The organism is Hymenobacter sp. 15J16-1T3B (assembly GCF_020711235.1).
GTDB lineage: Bacteria > Bacteroidota > Bacteroidia > Cytophagales > Hymenobacteraceae > Solirubrum.
In genome coordinates this window covers 313,564-328,851 of record NZ_JAJFAV010000007.1, presented here as the reverse complement: position 1 = coordinate 328,851, position 15,288 = coordinate 313,564, and the positions used below count along the sequence as shown (strand labels likewise).

Sequence of the window (15,288 nt, the reverse complement as noted above, 5' to 3'; positions counted from 1 at the left end):
CTAATCTGCACGGCGGCAGCGGTGATAGTGGCACTCATGGCGTGGTAAGAAGGAAAAGGGTGAAGCTGCGGGAAAGCGCGCGCGGGCAGTTACCCGCCCGCACGCCGGCAAATGAGCCGGTAAAGCCGCCGGGCCCTACTCGTCGCGGTGGGTCAGCAGCTTGTGGGTAATCAGCCAGCGGCCGTCGACCAGGTGAAAGGAGAGCAGGTCGTAGTAGTGGAAGGCGTACATGTGCACGCGCACCTGGGCCACCGCAATGGAGTTGATGACCTCGATGTGCTGGATTTCCGTCGCGAAGGGCTGGCCCGACGCGGCCGGGCTCACGCGCTGGGCCACGCCGTCGAGGTACTCGGCCAGGATCTTGGCGTAGGGCCGGCCGTTGATGTCGCCGAACAGTTGGGTGCTGGGGTGGAATACCTGCGCGAGCAGGGCCACGTCGCCGGTGCGGAGGCCGGGGAAGTAGTAGTCGTTCAGCGCTTGCGCAATGGCCGCGCGGGCCTCGGTCGGCGTCTGCATGGGTTGGGCTGATTGGGCTTGGGTGCCCGACTGGGGCCGGGCGCCCAAGCGTAGGGAAATCAGGCGGGCCTAGCTCAGGTGGTGCCCCGCGCCCATGCCGCCGTCGACGTTGATGATGGCGCCGGTCACGAAGCGGTTGGTGGCCAGCGTGTAGGCCATCTGGGCTACTTCGTCCACTTCGCCGATGCGGCCGAGCAGGTGCAGGCCGGCCGCGGCGTCGGCTTGGTCGCCGTGCATGGGCGTGCGGATGATGCCGCAGGCAATGGTGTTGACGCGGATGTTGGCCGGGCCAAACTCGGCGGCCAGCTGCAGGGTCAGCGCGTGGATGGCGCCCTTGCTGGCCATGGGCGCCGTGGAGGGGCTGCCGCCCAGCGCGTGGCCCACCAGCGGCGAGCCGATGTTAATCACGGCGCCGTCGCGCTGCCGGATCATCTGCGGCAGCACGGCCTGGGTAGTGAAGAACGTGCCCTTGAGGTTGGTGCGCAGGAAGCGGTCCAGGTAGGCTTCGTCGACTTCCAGAAACGGCTTGTTCTCGTAGATGCCGGCGTTGTTGATCAGCACATCGACCGAGCCGAAGCGCTCCAGCGCCGTCTGCACCAGCCGTTCGCCGGTGGCCTTGTCGCTCACGTCGCCCGCGACGGTGGCCAGGCGCGGGCCGCCGCCCAGCTCGCGGGCGGCCTCTTCCAGCTTGGTGGCTGTGGCGGAGTTGATGACCACGTTGGCGCCGCGGTCGAGGAAGTAAGCAGCTATGGCTTTGCCAATGCCCGACGAAGCGCCGGTGACAATGGCGGTTAGGGTGTTCATGGCCGACCTCGCGTTAGTGTTTTTCGGCCGTGATGCCGCGGGCCCGCAACGCGGAGGTTTGCTCGCCGGCGTAGCCCCAATCGTCCAGCTCCACTTCCTGAATGACCACGTGGATCAGGTGCGGGTCCTTATTGAGCACCGATTCCAGCAGCTCCGTGACGCCCTTAATCAGGGCTTGCTTTTGCTCCCGCGTCACGCCCTCGCGGGTCGTTTCGATTTTCACGTACGGCATGGTCGTAGGGTTTAGGCGTGCACGGCGGGTACGGCCACCGCTTCGGCGGTGAGGCTGACGGCCAGCTCGAAGTTGTTGTAGATCAAGGTGTCGCCCAGGTTCTGGAAGAAGTTGCCCGAGCGGAACTTCATCCCGTATTTGGTCCGGTCCACCGTGATGTTGCCGACGGCCGCGACTTTGCTGCCGACGCGCACCACCTGGGCCTCAAAGCCAACGGGGTGGGTAATGCCTTTGATGGTCAAGTCCCCCTCGATGTGGGAGGCTTCGTTGGGGCCGGACTGCACGCTGCGAATCTCGAAGTAGGCCTCCGGGTATTGCTCCGAGCTGAAGAAATCATCCGACGCCAGGTGGCCGGCAAACTGGGCGTTGGTGGCCGGGTCGGTCACGTCCAGGATGACGATGGAGCGGGTATCGATGACGAAGCGTCCCGCGGCCAGTTGGTCGTCGTGAAAGACCAATGAGCCGGCCTTGATGTCGATGGTGCCGTTGTGAGCCCCGGTTACTTTGCGGCCCGTCCAATTGATGTGACTCTGGGCGCTGTTGACGACGAAATGTTGAGTTTTCATTTGTGCTTCTTTTGAATGAACAACTCAAAGTTCAGGGGCTTGCCTTGTCGGATAGTGTGATGTACATCACATTCGCAGTCAAGTCATTAAGGATGTGACTTACATCACTTTTCACGACAGGACCTGGTCAGCGGTATGATGACCGAGTCGTTACCTGAGGCGGGTGAAGCACCGAGCAGGCTTTGGGCACTCAGACACGCAAAAGCGCCGGGCGACAGAGTAGCTAGCCCAGATGTTTGGCGACAACAGCTGTGCCAGAAGGCCTCCATGCACCAGAATAGAGGGCCAGCGGCTGCTAATGCGTTTCAACAACCTTGGCGGGCAGCAAAAGCGTGCTACAGTGGCTCCAAGAAGATGTAGCCTCAACTTATTCCCTCCAATAAAATGGAGGCCCGGTACCGCCGATGCTTTGTGCCAACGAAACCTTTGCTTTCTAGCTGCAAGGGTAGATGAGCTTCTCTAAATAAGTGTGGCTTGAAATAGGTGTATTTATTGTAAAATAAATTACATTTATCTAGGAGCTTTGCCCAACTGCCAATCCGTTGGCCTACATGATGCGGATTTGAATGTATCTGCCGCCGAATGGCAGAATGGAAAGGGCACCTCGATGATTGGGTTTCGAGCTGGTACATTCTCCTGATTTTATCTGCTTGCATGCGCTCCGAATGCACGCCACCAGCCATTGTGCCCTGGAAAGCTTACCCAAATGACGTTGGCACAACCAACGGCTGCTGACACTCCCGAGCCACACCAACACCATTGCAACCTTCCCCAACATGTTCACCAGCAACTGGTCCTTACAACCTACTGCGCAACAACGGGTGCTGATTATCGAGCGAGATGTTGCCACAGCGCAGGATTTGCAGCAAATCCTGGAAAAGGCGGGGGGCTATGTCGTCACCCAACTCCATCCCGCGGAAGTATCTGCGTTAGAGCTCTTACTTCAGGAGCGCCCCGACGTGGTACTACTCGATTTGGATCTGAATGGCCCCCGCAAGGGCAACGAGTTGGGGCGACAACTCACCGAGGCGCACATCCCTGTGGTGTACCTAGCAGCTACAGCCGACTCTAGCGAGCGGGATGCCAACAAGTTTAGTCATGCCTATGACTGTCTGACCAAGCCGGTGCGCGAAATAGACGTGCTGGTCGCCCTCAAAATTGCGCAGTACCGCCACCTCCACGGGGAGGAGGAGCGCATCCGCAACGAGCAGGCGCTGCAAATCCGCTTGATCAATGCTTTTTCGTCGGGCGAGGGGTGGTCGAAGCGCTTGTTGGATATAGCGCGTGAGTTCCAGTCGTTCATCCCCTTCGACTACATCATCATGGGGCTTGAGAAAGAGCAGGCGTTGAATGCCTTTCGCTCGTGCAGCTTTTTCCGGGTGGGGCTGGATGAATACCAGACCATCTGGGCCGACGATTTTTTCCGAATGAACAACATCACGCTGCAGCAATATCAACTTATCCGCGCCCAGGCTCCGGCCAACCATTTGGCCTTTTACAACGGGAACGAGTTTAAAGAGCTGTGCCGGACCAATCCGCTAAAACGGTTGATAGCCAAAACCTTTCGGTTGAAATCCAATATGATGCTGCCCTTGCAGACGGCGCATAACGGGGACTTTAACATCTCGTTTTTCAGCCGGCAGGCCAACGGGTTCCAACTGCAGCATTTGCGCCTGGCGCAGCAGCTGCAGCCGTCCCTGACCATTACCGTTGACCGCCTGATGGCGTTTGACCGCATCGAGCAGTTGAGCGAGCAATTGCGTCAGGAAAACAGCTATCTGCTGGAAGAGGTAAAGACCAGTGCCAACTTCGAAGAAATCATCGGCGAAAGTCCGCTGCTGACCAAGGTGTTTGAAGCCCTGAACCAAGTTTCCCCAACCGATTACACCGTGTTGATCCTTGGGGAAACGGGCACCGGCAAAGAACTTATTGCCCGGGCCGTGCATAACCGCTCCAAGCGGCGCACCAAAGCCCTGATCAAAGTGAATTGCGCCGCCTTGCCGCCCCAGCTGATCGAATCGGAGTTGTTCGGCCACGAAAAGGGCAGCTTCACCGGCGCCACGGAAAAACGCATCGGCAAGTTCGAGCTGGCCCACAACGGCACCATCTTCCTCGACGAAATCGGGGAAATGCCGCTGGAGCTGCAAACCAAGTTGCTACGCGTGCTGCAGGAAAAAGAAATTGAGCGCATCGGCGGCAGCGGTACCATTCCCTGCGACGTGCGCATCATCGCGGCCACCAACCGCAACCTGCAGCAGGAAGTAAGCGAAGGCCGGTTCCGGGCCGACTTGTACTACCGCCTGAACGTCTTTCCCATTCACTTGCCCCCGCTGCGCGAGCGGAAAGAAGACCTGCCGGCGCTTATCACCTTTTTCCTGCACAGAATAGCCAAGAAGCTCGGCAAGAAGCTGGCGGGCATTTCCGATGCGTCGCTGCAGCAAATGCAAACCTATCACTGGCCGGGCAACATCCGGGAGCTGGAGCACCTGCTGGAACGGGCGGCCATCATGGCCCCAGGCCCGGTCGTGTCGTTGGTGGAACCGTTGGCAGCGGAGCCCGCGCCAAACGGGCTTTCCGCCGTGGTGACCATTGTCAAGCCGCACAAGCAAGCCGAGCGGGAAAACGTAATGGCCGCGCTGCAGCAAGCCAACTACCGTATTCGCGGCCAAAAAGGAGCGGCCGAACTGCTCAACATCAAGCCGACCACGTTGGAAGCGAAGATTGCCCGATTGGGAATTAGCAGACAGCCATAAACTGGCCGGTGGCTTGGCTGGAAGCCTGGGGTGGTGGGCGGGCTCCAATTTGCGCCCGCCACGCCGAAATAGCGGGGACTTTAGTCGGAGAGCTAGACGACGGGCATAAAAGGGGGGAGGAAATTCCGCCTATCAACCAAGCCCGGGTTGGGGCTATTCTTTCAGGCTACTGAAAAGAGTGTTGAGGGATTCCGCCAGGGTGGGGTGAGCGAATGTGCCGTCCCGCAGGGCGGTGTAAGGCAGTTTGCCCATCATGGCAATCTGAAGCATGGCCATTATTTCGCCGCCTTGCGTGGCCAGCACGGTGGCGCCCAGGATCTGGTTGGTGCTGCGGTCGATAACCGCTTTCATCAAGCCCTTGTCCTGGTCCGTTTCCAGGGCCCGGGCCACGTAGGTCATGGGAATGGAGGCAATTTTTACCGAATACCCCAGGTCCGTGGCTTCCTTTTCATGCAAGCCCACGTGGGCGAGTTGCGGGTCGGTGAAGGCGGTGTAGGGAATCATGCGGCCCGTCGTGGTAGCCTCCGCAGTGCCCAGCAGCTGCGCCAGCACGATGCGGTAATCGTCGTAGGAAATGTGGGTGAACTGCGGGCCGCCCTTCACGTCGCCCAGGGCGTAGATGCCCGGCTGGGTCGTCGCCAACCGTTCATCGACCCGGATGTAGCCGTGCTCATCCGTCTGCACGTTGGCCGCCGACAAGTTCAGGACCGCCGTATCCGGCGCTACGCCTACAGCGACCAGCAGGTGGGTTCCCGTCACCTGCTGGGTCGTGTCGGCGGTTTTCAGGTGCAGCGTGATGTGGCCGGCCGAATCGCGGCTCACTTGCTCCACGTGGGTATCCAAGTGAAAAACAATGCCTTCCGCCGCTAGAATGTTGCGCAGTTCCCCGGCAATTTCCGGGTCTTCGCGGCGCAGGAGTTGCGAGCCGCGCTCCACGATGGTCACCTCGCTGCCCAAGCGGCGAAACAGCTGCCCGAATTCTAAGGCCACGTACCCGCCGCCCAGAATAAGCAGGTGCGGCGGCAGCTCGTCCAGCTCCATCACGGTGGTCGACGTAAGCCACGGCACCGAATCCAGGCCGGGCAGGGGCGGCGTTTGCGGGCGCACCCCGGTGTTGATGAATATTCGGTCGGCCGTGATGGAACGGGTTAGCCCGTCGGCGGCTCGTACGCTCAAAGAACGGGGGGAAGTAAACGACGCCTCGCCCCGCAGCAGCGTCAGGTTTTCGGCCTGGGCAAAGCGGTTGGCAATGCTCTGCCGAAAGGTTTCGACGATGGCACGTTTGCGGGCCTTTACCTCCTGCCAGTGCACCCGCACGTGGTCGAGGCCAATGCCGTACACGCTGGCGCGCCGGGCGGAATAGGCTGCCTCGGCCGACGCAATCAGGGTTTTGGTGGGGGTACAGCCGTAATTGATGCAGGTGCCACCCAGGTAGGCCTTTTCAACGATGGCGGTTTTCCAGCCGTGCTTGGCCAGGGCCAGGGCCAGCGGCTGCCCGGCCTGGCCTACACCGATGATAGCGGCGTCGTACTGCTCCAGTGCTTCCATGGGCGTAATAATAAGGCGGCAGCACCTACTTGCTTCCGACGCCTAGGATTGCTCGCTAAGCGCGTGGACGTACGACTCGCCGTAGGGATGAAACAGCTCCTTGCGGTTTTGCTCCCAGGCGGCTTTGAGGGCGGGCGTGGTAATGTCCCAATCCGGCCGGCATTTCTTGGTTACGGTCCGCAGGTCTTGGCGCAACTCTTCCACCGTGGGGCGGCCGAAAAACCAGTAGCCGTTGTAAATCTTGTAGATGATCAGCCCGGGCTCCAGCACAATCACGTGCGGAATCATGGGGTTGTGCGCCGGATCGGTGTACTCAGCAATGTCAAGATCCTGCTGCACCAGGCGTCTGGCGTCGGAGAGGAAGGGCCAGTGAGCGCCCATGCCGGTGCGGAACTCGTTCGTCTCGACAATGGTGTCGGTGCTGATGGTGACCATGCGACAATAGCCCACCTCCAACTCGCGGTGCAGCTGCACCAGCCCTTCGTGTTGGCGGCGGTCCTTGGGGCAGTAGCCGCCGCGGCTGAGCACGAGCACCAGCGGGTCGGTTCCTTGCAATTCGGAGAGCGTGCGCCGGGTGGCCGTGTGGTCAGTCAGCTTGTAATCGGGGAACCTCGCCCCGGGTATCAGGTCCGCTCGCATGGTACCGTTGCGTTACACTTTCAGGAGTACTTCTTCCATGTGGTGATTCGCGGCGGCGGCGGCGGCTTCCGGGCTGCTTCCTTGCTCCCGCGCGCTCAGGTAGGGCGCGTACCAGTCCCACCACTGATGCTCACCGTGCGCCTTGCCATGCACGTCGTGTTGCTCCGCCGTCTCGCGGAGCAGCGCGGTCAGGGTGGCTACGTCAGCGGTTTGCAGGACCGGCGCCCATTCCCGGCCGGGCAGCCGCGTCTTGACCTCCTGAAGCAGCCAGCCGTTGCCGTCCGGGTCTTGGAAGGAGGCAAAGGTGTAGTAGGGGTGCCCCTGCGGGTCGCGGCCGCTCACGCGCGGCGGGTTGATGGCGTTGTTGAAGGGGCCGCCGGCGTAGTGAAAGACCTCGCTCACGGCCACGCCCCGGGCGACCAACTCCGCACGGGCGGCGTCGATGTCGGCCACGGCGAGTACTAAGCTGTCTACCGCACCGGGCTTGGTGGCGGTAACGTTCTTGCCAAAAATTACGGAAGCTCCCGAGTGGTAGGGCGTCACCTGCACGACGCGGAAGTCCTCGCCCTTCACAAAGTCGGCGTCAAGCCGCCAGCCTAGCTTGGTGTAGAACGCCTTCGCCCGGTCGACGTCGGCCACGCCGATTACCACGACTTCGAGCTTCATGTCAACCGCTTCTGCGGCTGCGCTTTTTGCTGTGTCCATAACATCTCTTCGGTTAAGGTTTTAACAAGCTCTTCAACTGCCTGATGGAGGACGCTCCACGGCTGCAGGCGCTGCTGAAAGGACGAGCAGGTTAGCCGAAGGTGAAGGCGAAAACCTTCACCCCGGCATCTAAAAACTCCACCCCGAATTGGTGGTCCGAGCCTGTTTCGGGTTGTCGAATTAGCTGGTACAGCCTGGGGTAAGTCACGGTGCCGTTTCCCTGGTCATCCACGTCGAGGCCATGACCGGAGCCGGGCGGCTGCCCGTCAAGGCTCACCCGGAACCGCGCCGGCGTGTCGGGCACGGCCGTGCCCATCACGAGGTGCAAATCCCGCGCGTGGAAGCGGAACGAAATGCCTCCGTGGGGCGCATTGAGCTGCGCCGCTCCTGGTTCCATCGTCCACGTACCCGACAGCGCCCAGTGGTTGGGCGCCAGCTGAGCGGGGGCGGTGTAGGGATACGGCTCCCCCAGGTGTTTGCCTTCCGGGGAGGCAAAGCGCTTGGCGTGGCTGTGCCCCACGTAGGTTTCCCAGGACTGCAAGTTGCCCCAATCGGCGGCGGCTTCTATGCCTCGGGCAACCACGGGCAGGGGCTGCTCGACGCTACTGTTGCGCCCCGTCTCCTGGAGAAGCTCCTGGATTTTCGGGCCCAGGCTGTGGTAATTGCCCTCCCCGAATTGCTGGTGGCGAATCCGACCTTGGCCATCCAGCAAATACACTGCGGGCCAATACTGATTATCGAAGGCTCGCCAGATGCCAAAGTCATTATCTATGGCCACGGGGAAATCGACGCCCAACTCCTGAATGGCCCGCTGCACATTACCTAAGTCGTGCTCAAAGGAAAATTCCGGCGCGTGCACGCCCACCAGGACCAATCCTTGCGCCTGGTATTGCCGGTGCCAAGCCCGCAGGTAAGGCAGGGTGCGCAGCCAGTTGATGCAGGTGTAGGTCCAGAAGTCAATCAGGACGACTTTTCCGCGCAAACCGGCTGCAGTCAGCGGGGGCGAATTGAGCCATTCAGAGGCGTTGTCCAGCGCCGTGAGTGCTCCATCCGCGGCCGGCGTGGCCGGGGCAGGAGCGGAAAACAGCGCCAGCAGGTCGGGGAAGCGGAGCTTAGCCGCTGCTACCTTCGGCGCCGCCCCGCTCAGAAAGGGTCTTCGATCATAGTGGAGGTTCATGCCCTTCGTTGTTTGCATTGTCAACGCGCGGCGCCGCCGGGCCATGCTGAGTGCGGGCCAGCCAGCAGCCTCTTATGAAGCTCCATTCCGGCAAGCTGGCTACGCGTGCCCCGACTGATTGCCCGCCGTATTCAGCTGGCTGGCTTGGTGCTGACGGTCGAGCGCAGGCACATGCTTGGCTATTCCCCGTCGATGCGCAGGCTTTGCTCCATGGCGTAGCATTGGTCCCAGATGAAGACGTCATAACCGGCCAGCCTTTTGGACCATTTGGGCGCCAGCGTGTTCATGCACTGGATGACGACCCTGTCGATGTAGTTGTCAAACACCGCCCAAGGATTGGCTTTGTCGTCGGGGGTGAGTCCTTCCCCGGGCTTAGTGGATTGCAAGGCCTGGCGTGCGGCCGCCTTCAGGTCATTCATAAACTCCAGCTGCGTGGCTACATCCGCGTGGGTCCCGATACGCTCGACGTGGCCGGATACCAGCTTGTCCCACTTCATGCCGTTGATTTCCGCGACTTGCGCGAAGTACCCGGGAATATCCTTGGCCAGGGCAAAGCGCCGCCAGGGCATCCAGCCCGGGAAAATAACGTCGACGACCATCAGGGTTTTTTGGGCCGGGGCGTAGACAAATATATTCCCGGGCTCGTGCGCAATGCCGTGGTACGAAAGCTCCAGGGTCTGGCTGCCCGCCTTCAAGGTGTACTTGTCCTTGAACGTCACCGTCGGCACGGGCCGGTTTGGGTCGTTGGCGCGGGCCAGCAAACGCTTGGTCTCTTCGTGGGCAATGATGGTGGCGGATGTAGCGAGGCTCAGGCTCTTGGTGCCGCCGATGTGGTCAATATGATCGTGCGTATACACCACATGCGTTATCGGTTTTTGGGTGACCTCGCCAATGGCTTTCAGAATATGCTGGGCGTAAGGCGGAGGCGCGTCGATTACGACTACCCCCGTTTCGTATTCCAGGAACATGGATTGGTAAGCGTTGTCCGTAACGAGGTACAGGCCCGGGCCGAGCTTCTCCAGTCGGTACCCTTTCGCCGGATCAATGGCCGGGCCCTTGGCCGACTCGCTTACCTCCATGTATTTCCCAATCCGCACCCCGATGGGAGCAATTTCCGGACTGTTCGGATAAGGCTCCCCGGGGGCGCCCGGCTTGGTTGGTTGCGCGCCCGCAATGAGGGAAAGGAGTACCAGGCCACTCCCCAGCAGGCCCTTGGCAAGCGCGTTTACGTTCCGTTTCATCGAATGAAGGAGAAGAGCTGACACTTTGCACACCGGGTCGGTTGTCAAATCGGAATACTCCAGCGCACTTGTGAAGCGGGGAGCACGCAAAGCTCCGCGGAGTCATAGCAAGGCCTGCTGGCAGCACCAGATGATCGGGCAAGAGCGGCGCGGCCGCTCAGGCACTATTTGCGCTGGGGCTTGAAGGCCGCCCGCAACTCGGTCGCGAATAGCTCCGGGTACTCCCACATGGCGAAGTGGCCGCCTTTGTCCACTTCGTGGAAGTAGTTGAGGGTCGGGAAAGCACGGCGGGCCCAGGCTTCCTGGGTGCGCACAATCTCGTCGGGAAACACCGTAATGGCTACCGGAACCTTAATCTCGCTGCTTTTCTGATCGTTCGCACTGATCAAGCTTTTGCCGCGATGCTCCCAGTAAATCCGCGCCGCTGAGGCGGCCGTGTTGGTCAGCCAGTACAACGAAAAGTTGTCCAGCACTTCGTCCCGGGTAGGCGTCTGCTTGGGGTCCTGGCCGAACGTCCATTTGGTGAACCCGCTGTGGATGAGCATCCACCCGGCCAGGCCCGCGGGGGAATCGGATAGGCTGTACCCAATGGCCTGCGGGCGGGCGCCCATCATCACGGCGTAAGACAAGCCACCAGTCTGCAGGTACATGCCCAAATCCTTGATTGCGGCGCGTTCCTTCTCGGAGAAAGTGGCCAAGGCCGTTGCATTGCCGCCCAAGGCCGCGCCTACTTCGGGCGTGACGGCTGCGGGCAGGTTGGTGTGGATGGCCAACAGCCCGGCCGGTGCTTGCCGGCCCATGGCCTCTACCACCCCCGCGCCCCAGTCGCCGCCCTGTGCGGCGTAGCGGTTGTAGCCCAGACGCTTCATGAGCACGTCGTAGGCCAGGCCGATGCGTTCCACGCTCCAGCCTGGTTCCGTGGGCCGTGCAGAAAAGCCGAAGCCCGGCAGGGAGGGAATCACTACGTCGAAGGCCTCCTCTGCCTTGCCCCCGTGCTTGGTCGGGTCCGTCAGCGGCTCGATGAGCTTGATCTGCTCGAACACCGAGCCGGGCCAGCCGTGGACGATGAGCAGCGGCATGGCGTTCGGATGCTTGGAACGCACGTGGATGAAGTGCATGTCGACCCCATCAATGCTGGTAATAAACTGCGGGAAGGCGTTGAGCTTGGCCTCGCCCTTGCGCCAGTCGTAGCCGCTGCCCCAGTAACGGACCAGCTCCTGAAGATTGGCTAGCTGCGCGCCTTGCGAGGCGTCGGCCACGGTTTCCTTGTCTGGCCAGCGCGTGTTCTGCAGCCGCCGGCGCAGGTCCTGCACCTCGGCTTCGGGTATCTGGACCTTGAATGGGCGAATGGATTTGTCTCCGGCCGTGGCCGGAACCGTTCCGCTGGCAATTGCCGGCTCGACTACTGAATGTTCCATGGTTGGGTTAGGGGCTTGGTGTGAGGCGACAGGTTTGGGTTGTGCAGGGTGAGCAGCAGCGTAGCGGCGTGTTCTGGAGGTGGTTCCGCCCGATGGGGAAGCAGGGGCATTGGCAACTTTTCGGCTTTGGCCAAAGGCAGCAGGAGCTTCCAGAAGCAAAAGCATCCCCAGGACGGCTAGTGGTAAGGCAGGGGTGATGGTGGTGAATTTCATAATCGGAACAATTGATTTTCATGGCCTATGGCCGCTGCAGGCAAGGATTGGCATGACGCGCTACGCTCTCGCCTCCCTTATTCGCGCAGCCGGCCGAGCAAACGGAATGACAAAAGGTGGCCCGTCAGCAGTAACGAGTGGGGAAGGGCAGGCCTGCGGGCCGCCCGTTATTCGGCGTGCCCATGGCCCCCCGTTGCGCCTTCCGGAATGGTAAAAGCGACGATTTTCGATTGCCCCGGAAAGTGCTCGTGATTGGCGTTGACCAGGGAAATCTTGACTTTGTGCGGGCCGGGAGGCAAGCCCGCCATGTCTATCGTGTTGACGTTGCTGGGGTCGGCCCACCACCAAGGCAGGTCGTCTACTTGCAGGTGCAGGTGACCGAGCCGCGGGGAGACTTTAAGGGCGTCTTTCCCAAATACCGGCGCGATGTGCACGTTCTCCACCCGCCACTGAATCCACACGACGCCTTGATCCAGCAAATCGGGAAGCGGCGGGTCCCCGATGAGCTTGGGCGCCGGCTCGTTCTCAATGCCGACGTAGGGCGACGCGCCGCGAATCTCCTTGGCGCTTTTCTCCGAGTTCATTGCTGCAGAGGCAGGAGTAGATGAGGCCTCGCTGCGCGTCGCGGTGGTATCGCAGGCAGTGACCACCCCGGCGATAAGCGGCAACGTAACGAGCATTTGGACCAGCGTTTTCATAGGCTTTGGAGGGGAATGCCTGATCGGGCATGGTGCCTTTGGGTCTGCGGAATGTCTGCTGGTCCGCTTGGAAGCGGTGCCAAAGCCGTGACCTGACAGAGGGAGGCCACGCGGAACTCGGGCTGGTTTCAAGCGGCGCAGCACCGCCCCGGCCGACTTAGCAGGACCAGACCAAGCTGCGTCAGGCACGGCCAGCCTTCGGTTCCGGGAGAGGAAACCAGCTGGAGAAGAAAGCTCAAGCGAAGGTCAAAAGAGCCACCATTGAGGACCGAACTCACCCGTCGAAAAGCGGAAGACCCAGGTCTTGAAACTTCGCCAGTCAGGGTATGCCGCTGCTGGACTCGGCAATTTGCCCAGTCCGTGCAGCTCATATGGGAAAAGTGCGTTGCTGCTCCCGTTGGGACGTAGCAGCCGGAGGGTTTTGCCGGACGTTGTGAAATAACGGTGCCACAACCGTTCAACAGCGTATAGAAGCTTCAAAACGGGAAGCAGGGGCTCAAATTAGCTGTAGGTAATCTGATTCATTTAGGAAAAAGCATGCTTGCGGTCTGGTAATAATCCAACTGATTGGAGGTTTGACCGATGGGTCTCCATTTTTTTGGAGGGGTACTGCACATACCAGATAGCCCCGAGACGCGGCCGACGGTGAATACCTCCGGAGTGGCTCGGTGTCAATACCTATCGTGGCCGTTTTTGCGGTTGGGGGCAAGCCATGGGCAGCCGGCATGGCTGGGGTACTGGTAAGCACCAGCCGCAGAAGACCCGCGAAGGGGCGAGTGGGCGTTTTCATGGGCCGCACGCCCTTAGGACAGGGCGGCGTGGAGAGCAGCCCGCTCCAGGCTGGCCGCCAACTGCGGCGTTTTGGCTTGGTGGTGCGCCACATAGGCCTGCTGGCGTTGCTGCCGGAACTGCTCGAAATCAATACCCTGTTGCGCTAGGTTGTGAATCATGGCGTCCGTTGCGTGGACGACGACTTGGCTGGTCAGTTCGCATTGTCCCGCTCCAACGGCGTTGACGCTGAGTTCCCAGCGCACGTGCACCCGCTGCCTGCCCGTGGCGCCGAAGACGTCGGAAAAAGAGGTAAGCACCAAATGGTGCGGTTCCGACAGCTTCTCCTGGTAGCGCTGCACCACGGCGCTGTGCCCGATTAACTCCACGTTGACGACCACCCGCTGGCCATTGGCCCCAGTGGTCTGGCCGACGGCTATATGAGCCGGCGAGCAACGCATGTAGTCGGCTTCCGACTGGGAGAATAGCCAGGCCGGCAGGTCTACTGAGTCAATAGGAGCATTGATAACGGCCTGAAAGCTCGCGTCAACAATGGGTGTATGCGGTTTCATGTAGAGGTTGAGCGGCGGAGAAGAGCATGATTATGAATTCAAAACCGAAATGAAAGCCAGGGCGCGCAATGGCCTGATCAATGAGCCTGGAGTGGGCGAAAGCGAGGAAAGGCTAGGCGCAGAGCAGGTGGCTAGCCAACCCGCCCAGTGCCGACGTTTCATGGCACGGGCAAAGGTGGATTAACAGCACCGGAGCCGAAAAAGCATGAGGATGAACCTCTTATTCGGCCGATGAACCGCCGTTTCGGGCAGATAAGCCAAACGCCGCAGTTCACGCCGCAACAAGAGGCCGCAGTTCGACTTTAGGCGGTAGAGCCGAAACAGGTATTGCGGGCCATCAAAGCTCCGGCCGGTGACTGCGCCTGTGCGCAACCACCGGCCGAAGTAATCTATGGGCAGGCCCAATCAAACGGCTGGCTGGGCCGCCCGGTCCGTGCTGACCGCCACGCTTTCCCAGGCTGCCACCTCGGCTTGCAGAGTGGCTATTTTGCCTCGCAGCGAAGCCACAGCGTCCTTGCCCACGGGCAGGTGCACCGGCGGTTCCGGGCTGTCGACCAGCTGGCGCACTACCGCGGCCAGCTTGGCCGGGTCGCCGGGCTGGTTGCCGTGGATGTGGCCGGCGGCGGCGCGGGTGCCGCCCACTGTCGCGGCGTAGGCTTCGAGCACGGTGGCGCTTTGGACGTAGGAGTCGGCGGCCAGAAAGTCGGTGCTGAACAGGCCCGGCGCCAGCGCCGTCACCCGAATACCAAGGGCGCTTACTTCCAGGGCCAGGCCCTCTGTAATGCCTTCCACCGCAAACTTGCTGGCCCCGTACAGGCCGAAGCCCGGCACGCTGGCTTGGTAGCCAAACAAGGAAGAAACGTTGATGATGTGGCCGCTGCGGCGCTGGCGCATGTGCGGCAGCACGGCTTGGGTGACGCGGATCAGCCCGAACACGTTGGTGTCAAACTGCCGGTGCATCTCCGCCTCGCTGGCTTCTTCAAAAGCGCCGAGGAAGCCGTAGCCAGCGTTGTTCACCAGCACGTCGATTTGGCCGAAGCGGGCCAGAGCAGCCTGCACGGCTTCCGTTACCTGCGCGGGGTTGGTCACGTCCAGCAGGGTCACCAGTAGGTTGGAGTGGTGCTCCAGCGAGGTTGTGAGCTGCTCGGCCTGCTTGCGCACGGTGGCTACCACATAGTCGCCCGCCGCCAGCGCGGCCTTCACGATTTCCAGGCCCAGGCCCCGCGAGGCACCGGTAACAAACCAAACTTTTTGCGTTTTCATGGGAAAATGGGGAAAGAAAAAAGGAGGGCCAAGCGACCCAAAAAGGAAAATGAGGGTCCGGTCGAAGCTGTCGGGCTTCGGGGAAACGGTAGTAGTAAGTCTGGGAGGCGCCGCACTACGCCGGCGTTCGGGTGGGCTGGTTTCGGGCTTTAGGAACAGCATCCTGCCGGCCACG

At 61.1% G+C, this 15,288-nt stretch carries 14 protein-coding genes; 1 reads left to right on the top strand and 13 read right to left on the bottom strand.

Features of this window, described 5'->3' with window-relative positions:
- Positions 1-135: 135 nt before the first annotated feature.
- The 4 genes from LJ737_RS14440 to LJ737_RS14425 form a co-directional block, all read right to left on the bottom strand.
- Positions 136-516, bottom strand: a complete 381-nt coding sequence (locus tag LJ737_RS14440; protein ID WP_227766895.1) for a nuclear transport factor 2 family protein — start codon at positions 514-516, stop codon at positions 136-138.
- A gap of 69 nt (positions 517-585) precedes the next feature.
- Positions 586-1,320, bottom strand: a complete 735-nt coding sequence (locus LJ737_RS14435) for an SDR family NAD(P)-dependent oxidoreductase (protein WP_227766893.1) — start codon at positions 1,318-1,320, stop codon at positions 586-588.
- A 13-nt stretch (positions 1,321-1,333) separates the two neighbouring features.
- Complete coding sequence (locus LJ737_RS14430) at positions 1,334-1,552, bottom strand: tautomerase family protein (protein ID WP_227766892.1); 219 nt, start codon at positions 1,550-1,552, stop codon at positions 1,334-1,336.
- Between the two features lie 11 nt (positions 1,553-1,563).
- Positions 1,564-2,118: a YceI family protein gene (locus LJ737_RS14425; protein ID WP_227766890.1), complete on the bottom strand. Its 555-nt coding sequence runs from the start codon at positions 2,116-2,118 to the stop codon at positions 1,564-1,566.
- A 776-nt stretch (positions 2,119-2,894) separates the two neighbouring features.
- On the opposite strand from LJ737_RS14425, the gene LJ737_RS14420 reads away from it, so the two are divergent.
- Positions 2,895-4,871: a sigma-54 dependent transcriptional regulator gene (locus LJ737_RS14420; RefSeq protein WP_227766888.1), complete on the top strand. Its 1,977-nt coding sequence runs from the start codon at positions 2,895-2,897 to the stop codon at positions 4,869-4,871.
- Positions 4,872-5,024: 153 nt separating this feature from the next.
- Here LJ737_RS14420 and LJ737_RS14415 read toward each other — a convergent pair whose 3' ends face one another.
- From LJ737_RS14415 to LJ737_RS14375, 9 genes are all read right to left on the bottom strand, one after another.
- Positions 5,025-6,419, bottom strand: a complete 1,395-nt coding sequence (locus LJ737_RS14415) for a mercuric reductase (RefSeq protein ID WP_227766886.1) — start codon at positions 6,417-6,419, stop codon at positions 5,025-5,027.
- A gap of 42 nt (positions 6,420-6,461) precedes the next feature.
- A complete protein-coding gene (locus LJ737_RS14410) occupies positions 6,462-7,058 on the bottom strand; it encodes a redoxin domain-containing protein (protein WP_227766884.1) in 597 nt (198 codons plus the stop codon).
- A 12-nt stretch (positions 7,059-7,070) separates the two neighbouring features.
- The gene (locus LJ737_RS14405) at positions 7,071-7,724 is read right to left on the bottom strand and encodes a VOC family protein (protein WP_227766882.1); all 654 of its coding nucleotides are present in this window, start codon (positions 7,722-7,724) and stop codon (positions 7,071-7,073) included.
- Positions 7,725-7,854: 130 nt separating this feature from the next.
- Positions 7,855-8,940, bottom strand: coding sequence for a redoxin domain-containing protein (locus tag LJ737_RS14400; protein WP_227766879.1), 1,086 nt, complete (start codon positions 8,938-8,940; stop codon positions 7,855-7,857).
- Positions 8,941-9,119: 179 nt separating this feature from the next.
- Positions 9,120-10,181: an MBL fold metallo-hydrolase gene (locus tag LJ737_RS14395; protein WP_227766877.1), complete on the bottom strand. Its 1,062-nt coding sequence runs from the start codon at positions 10,179-10,181 to the stop codon at positions 9,120-9,122.
- 164 nt (positions 10,182-10,345) lie between these two features.
- On the bottom strand, positions 10,346-11,599 hold the full coding sequence (locus LJ737_RS14390) for an epoxide hydrolase family protein (protein ID WP_227766876.1): 1,254 nt from the start codon (positions 11,597-11,599) through the stop codon (positions 10,346-10,348).
- 380 nt (positions 11,600-11,979) lie between these two features.
- Positions 11,980-12,510 (bottom strand): DUF6130 family protein, encoded by a 531-nt coding sequence (locus LJ737_RS14385; RefSeq protein ID WP_227766874.1) that lies wholly within the window; start codon positions 12,508-12,510, stop codon positions 11,980-11,982.
- Positions 12,511-13,313: 803 nt separating this feature from the next.
- The gene (locus LJ737_RS14380) at positions 13,314-13,850 is read right to left on the bottom strand and encodes a hypothetical protein (protein ID WP_227766872.1); all 537 of its coding nucleotides are present in this window, start codon (positions 13,848-13,850) and stop codon (positions 13,314-13,316) included.
- A gap of 405 nt (positions 13,851-14,255) precedes the next feature.
- A complete protein-coding gene (locus LJ737_RS14375) occupies positions 14,256-15,113 on the bottom strand; it encodes an oxidoreductase (RefSeq protein WP_227766869.1) in 858 nt (285 codons plus the stop codon).
- Positions 15,114-15,288: the final 175 nt, after the last annotated feature.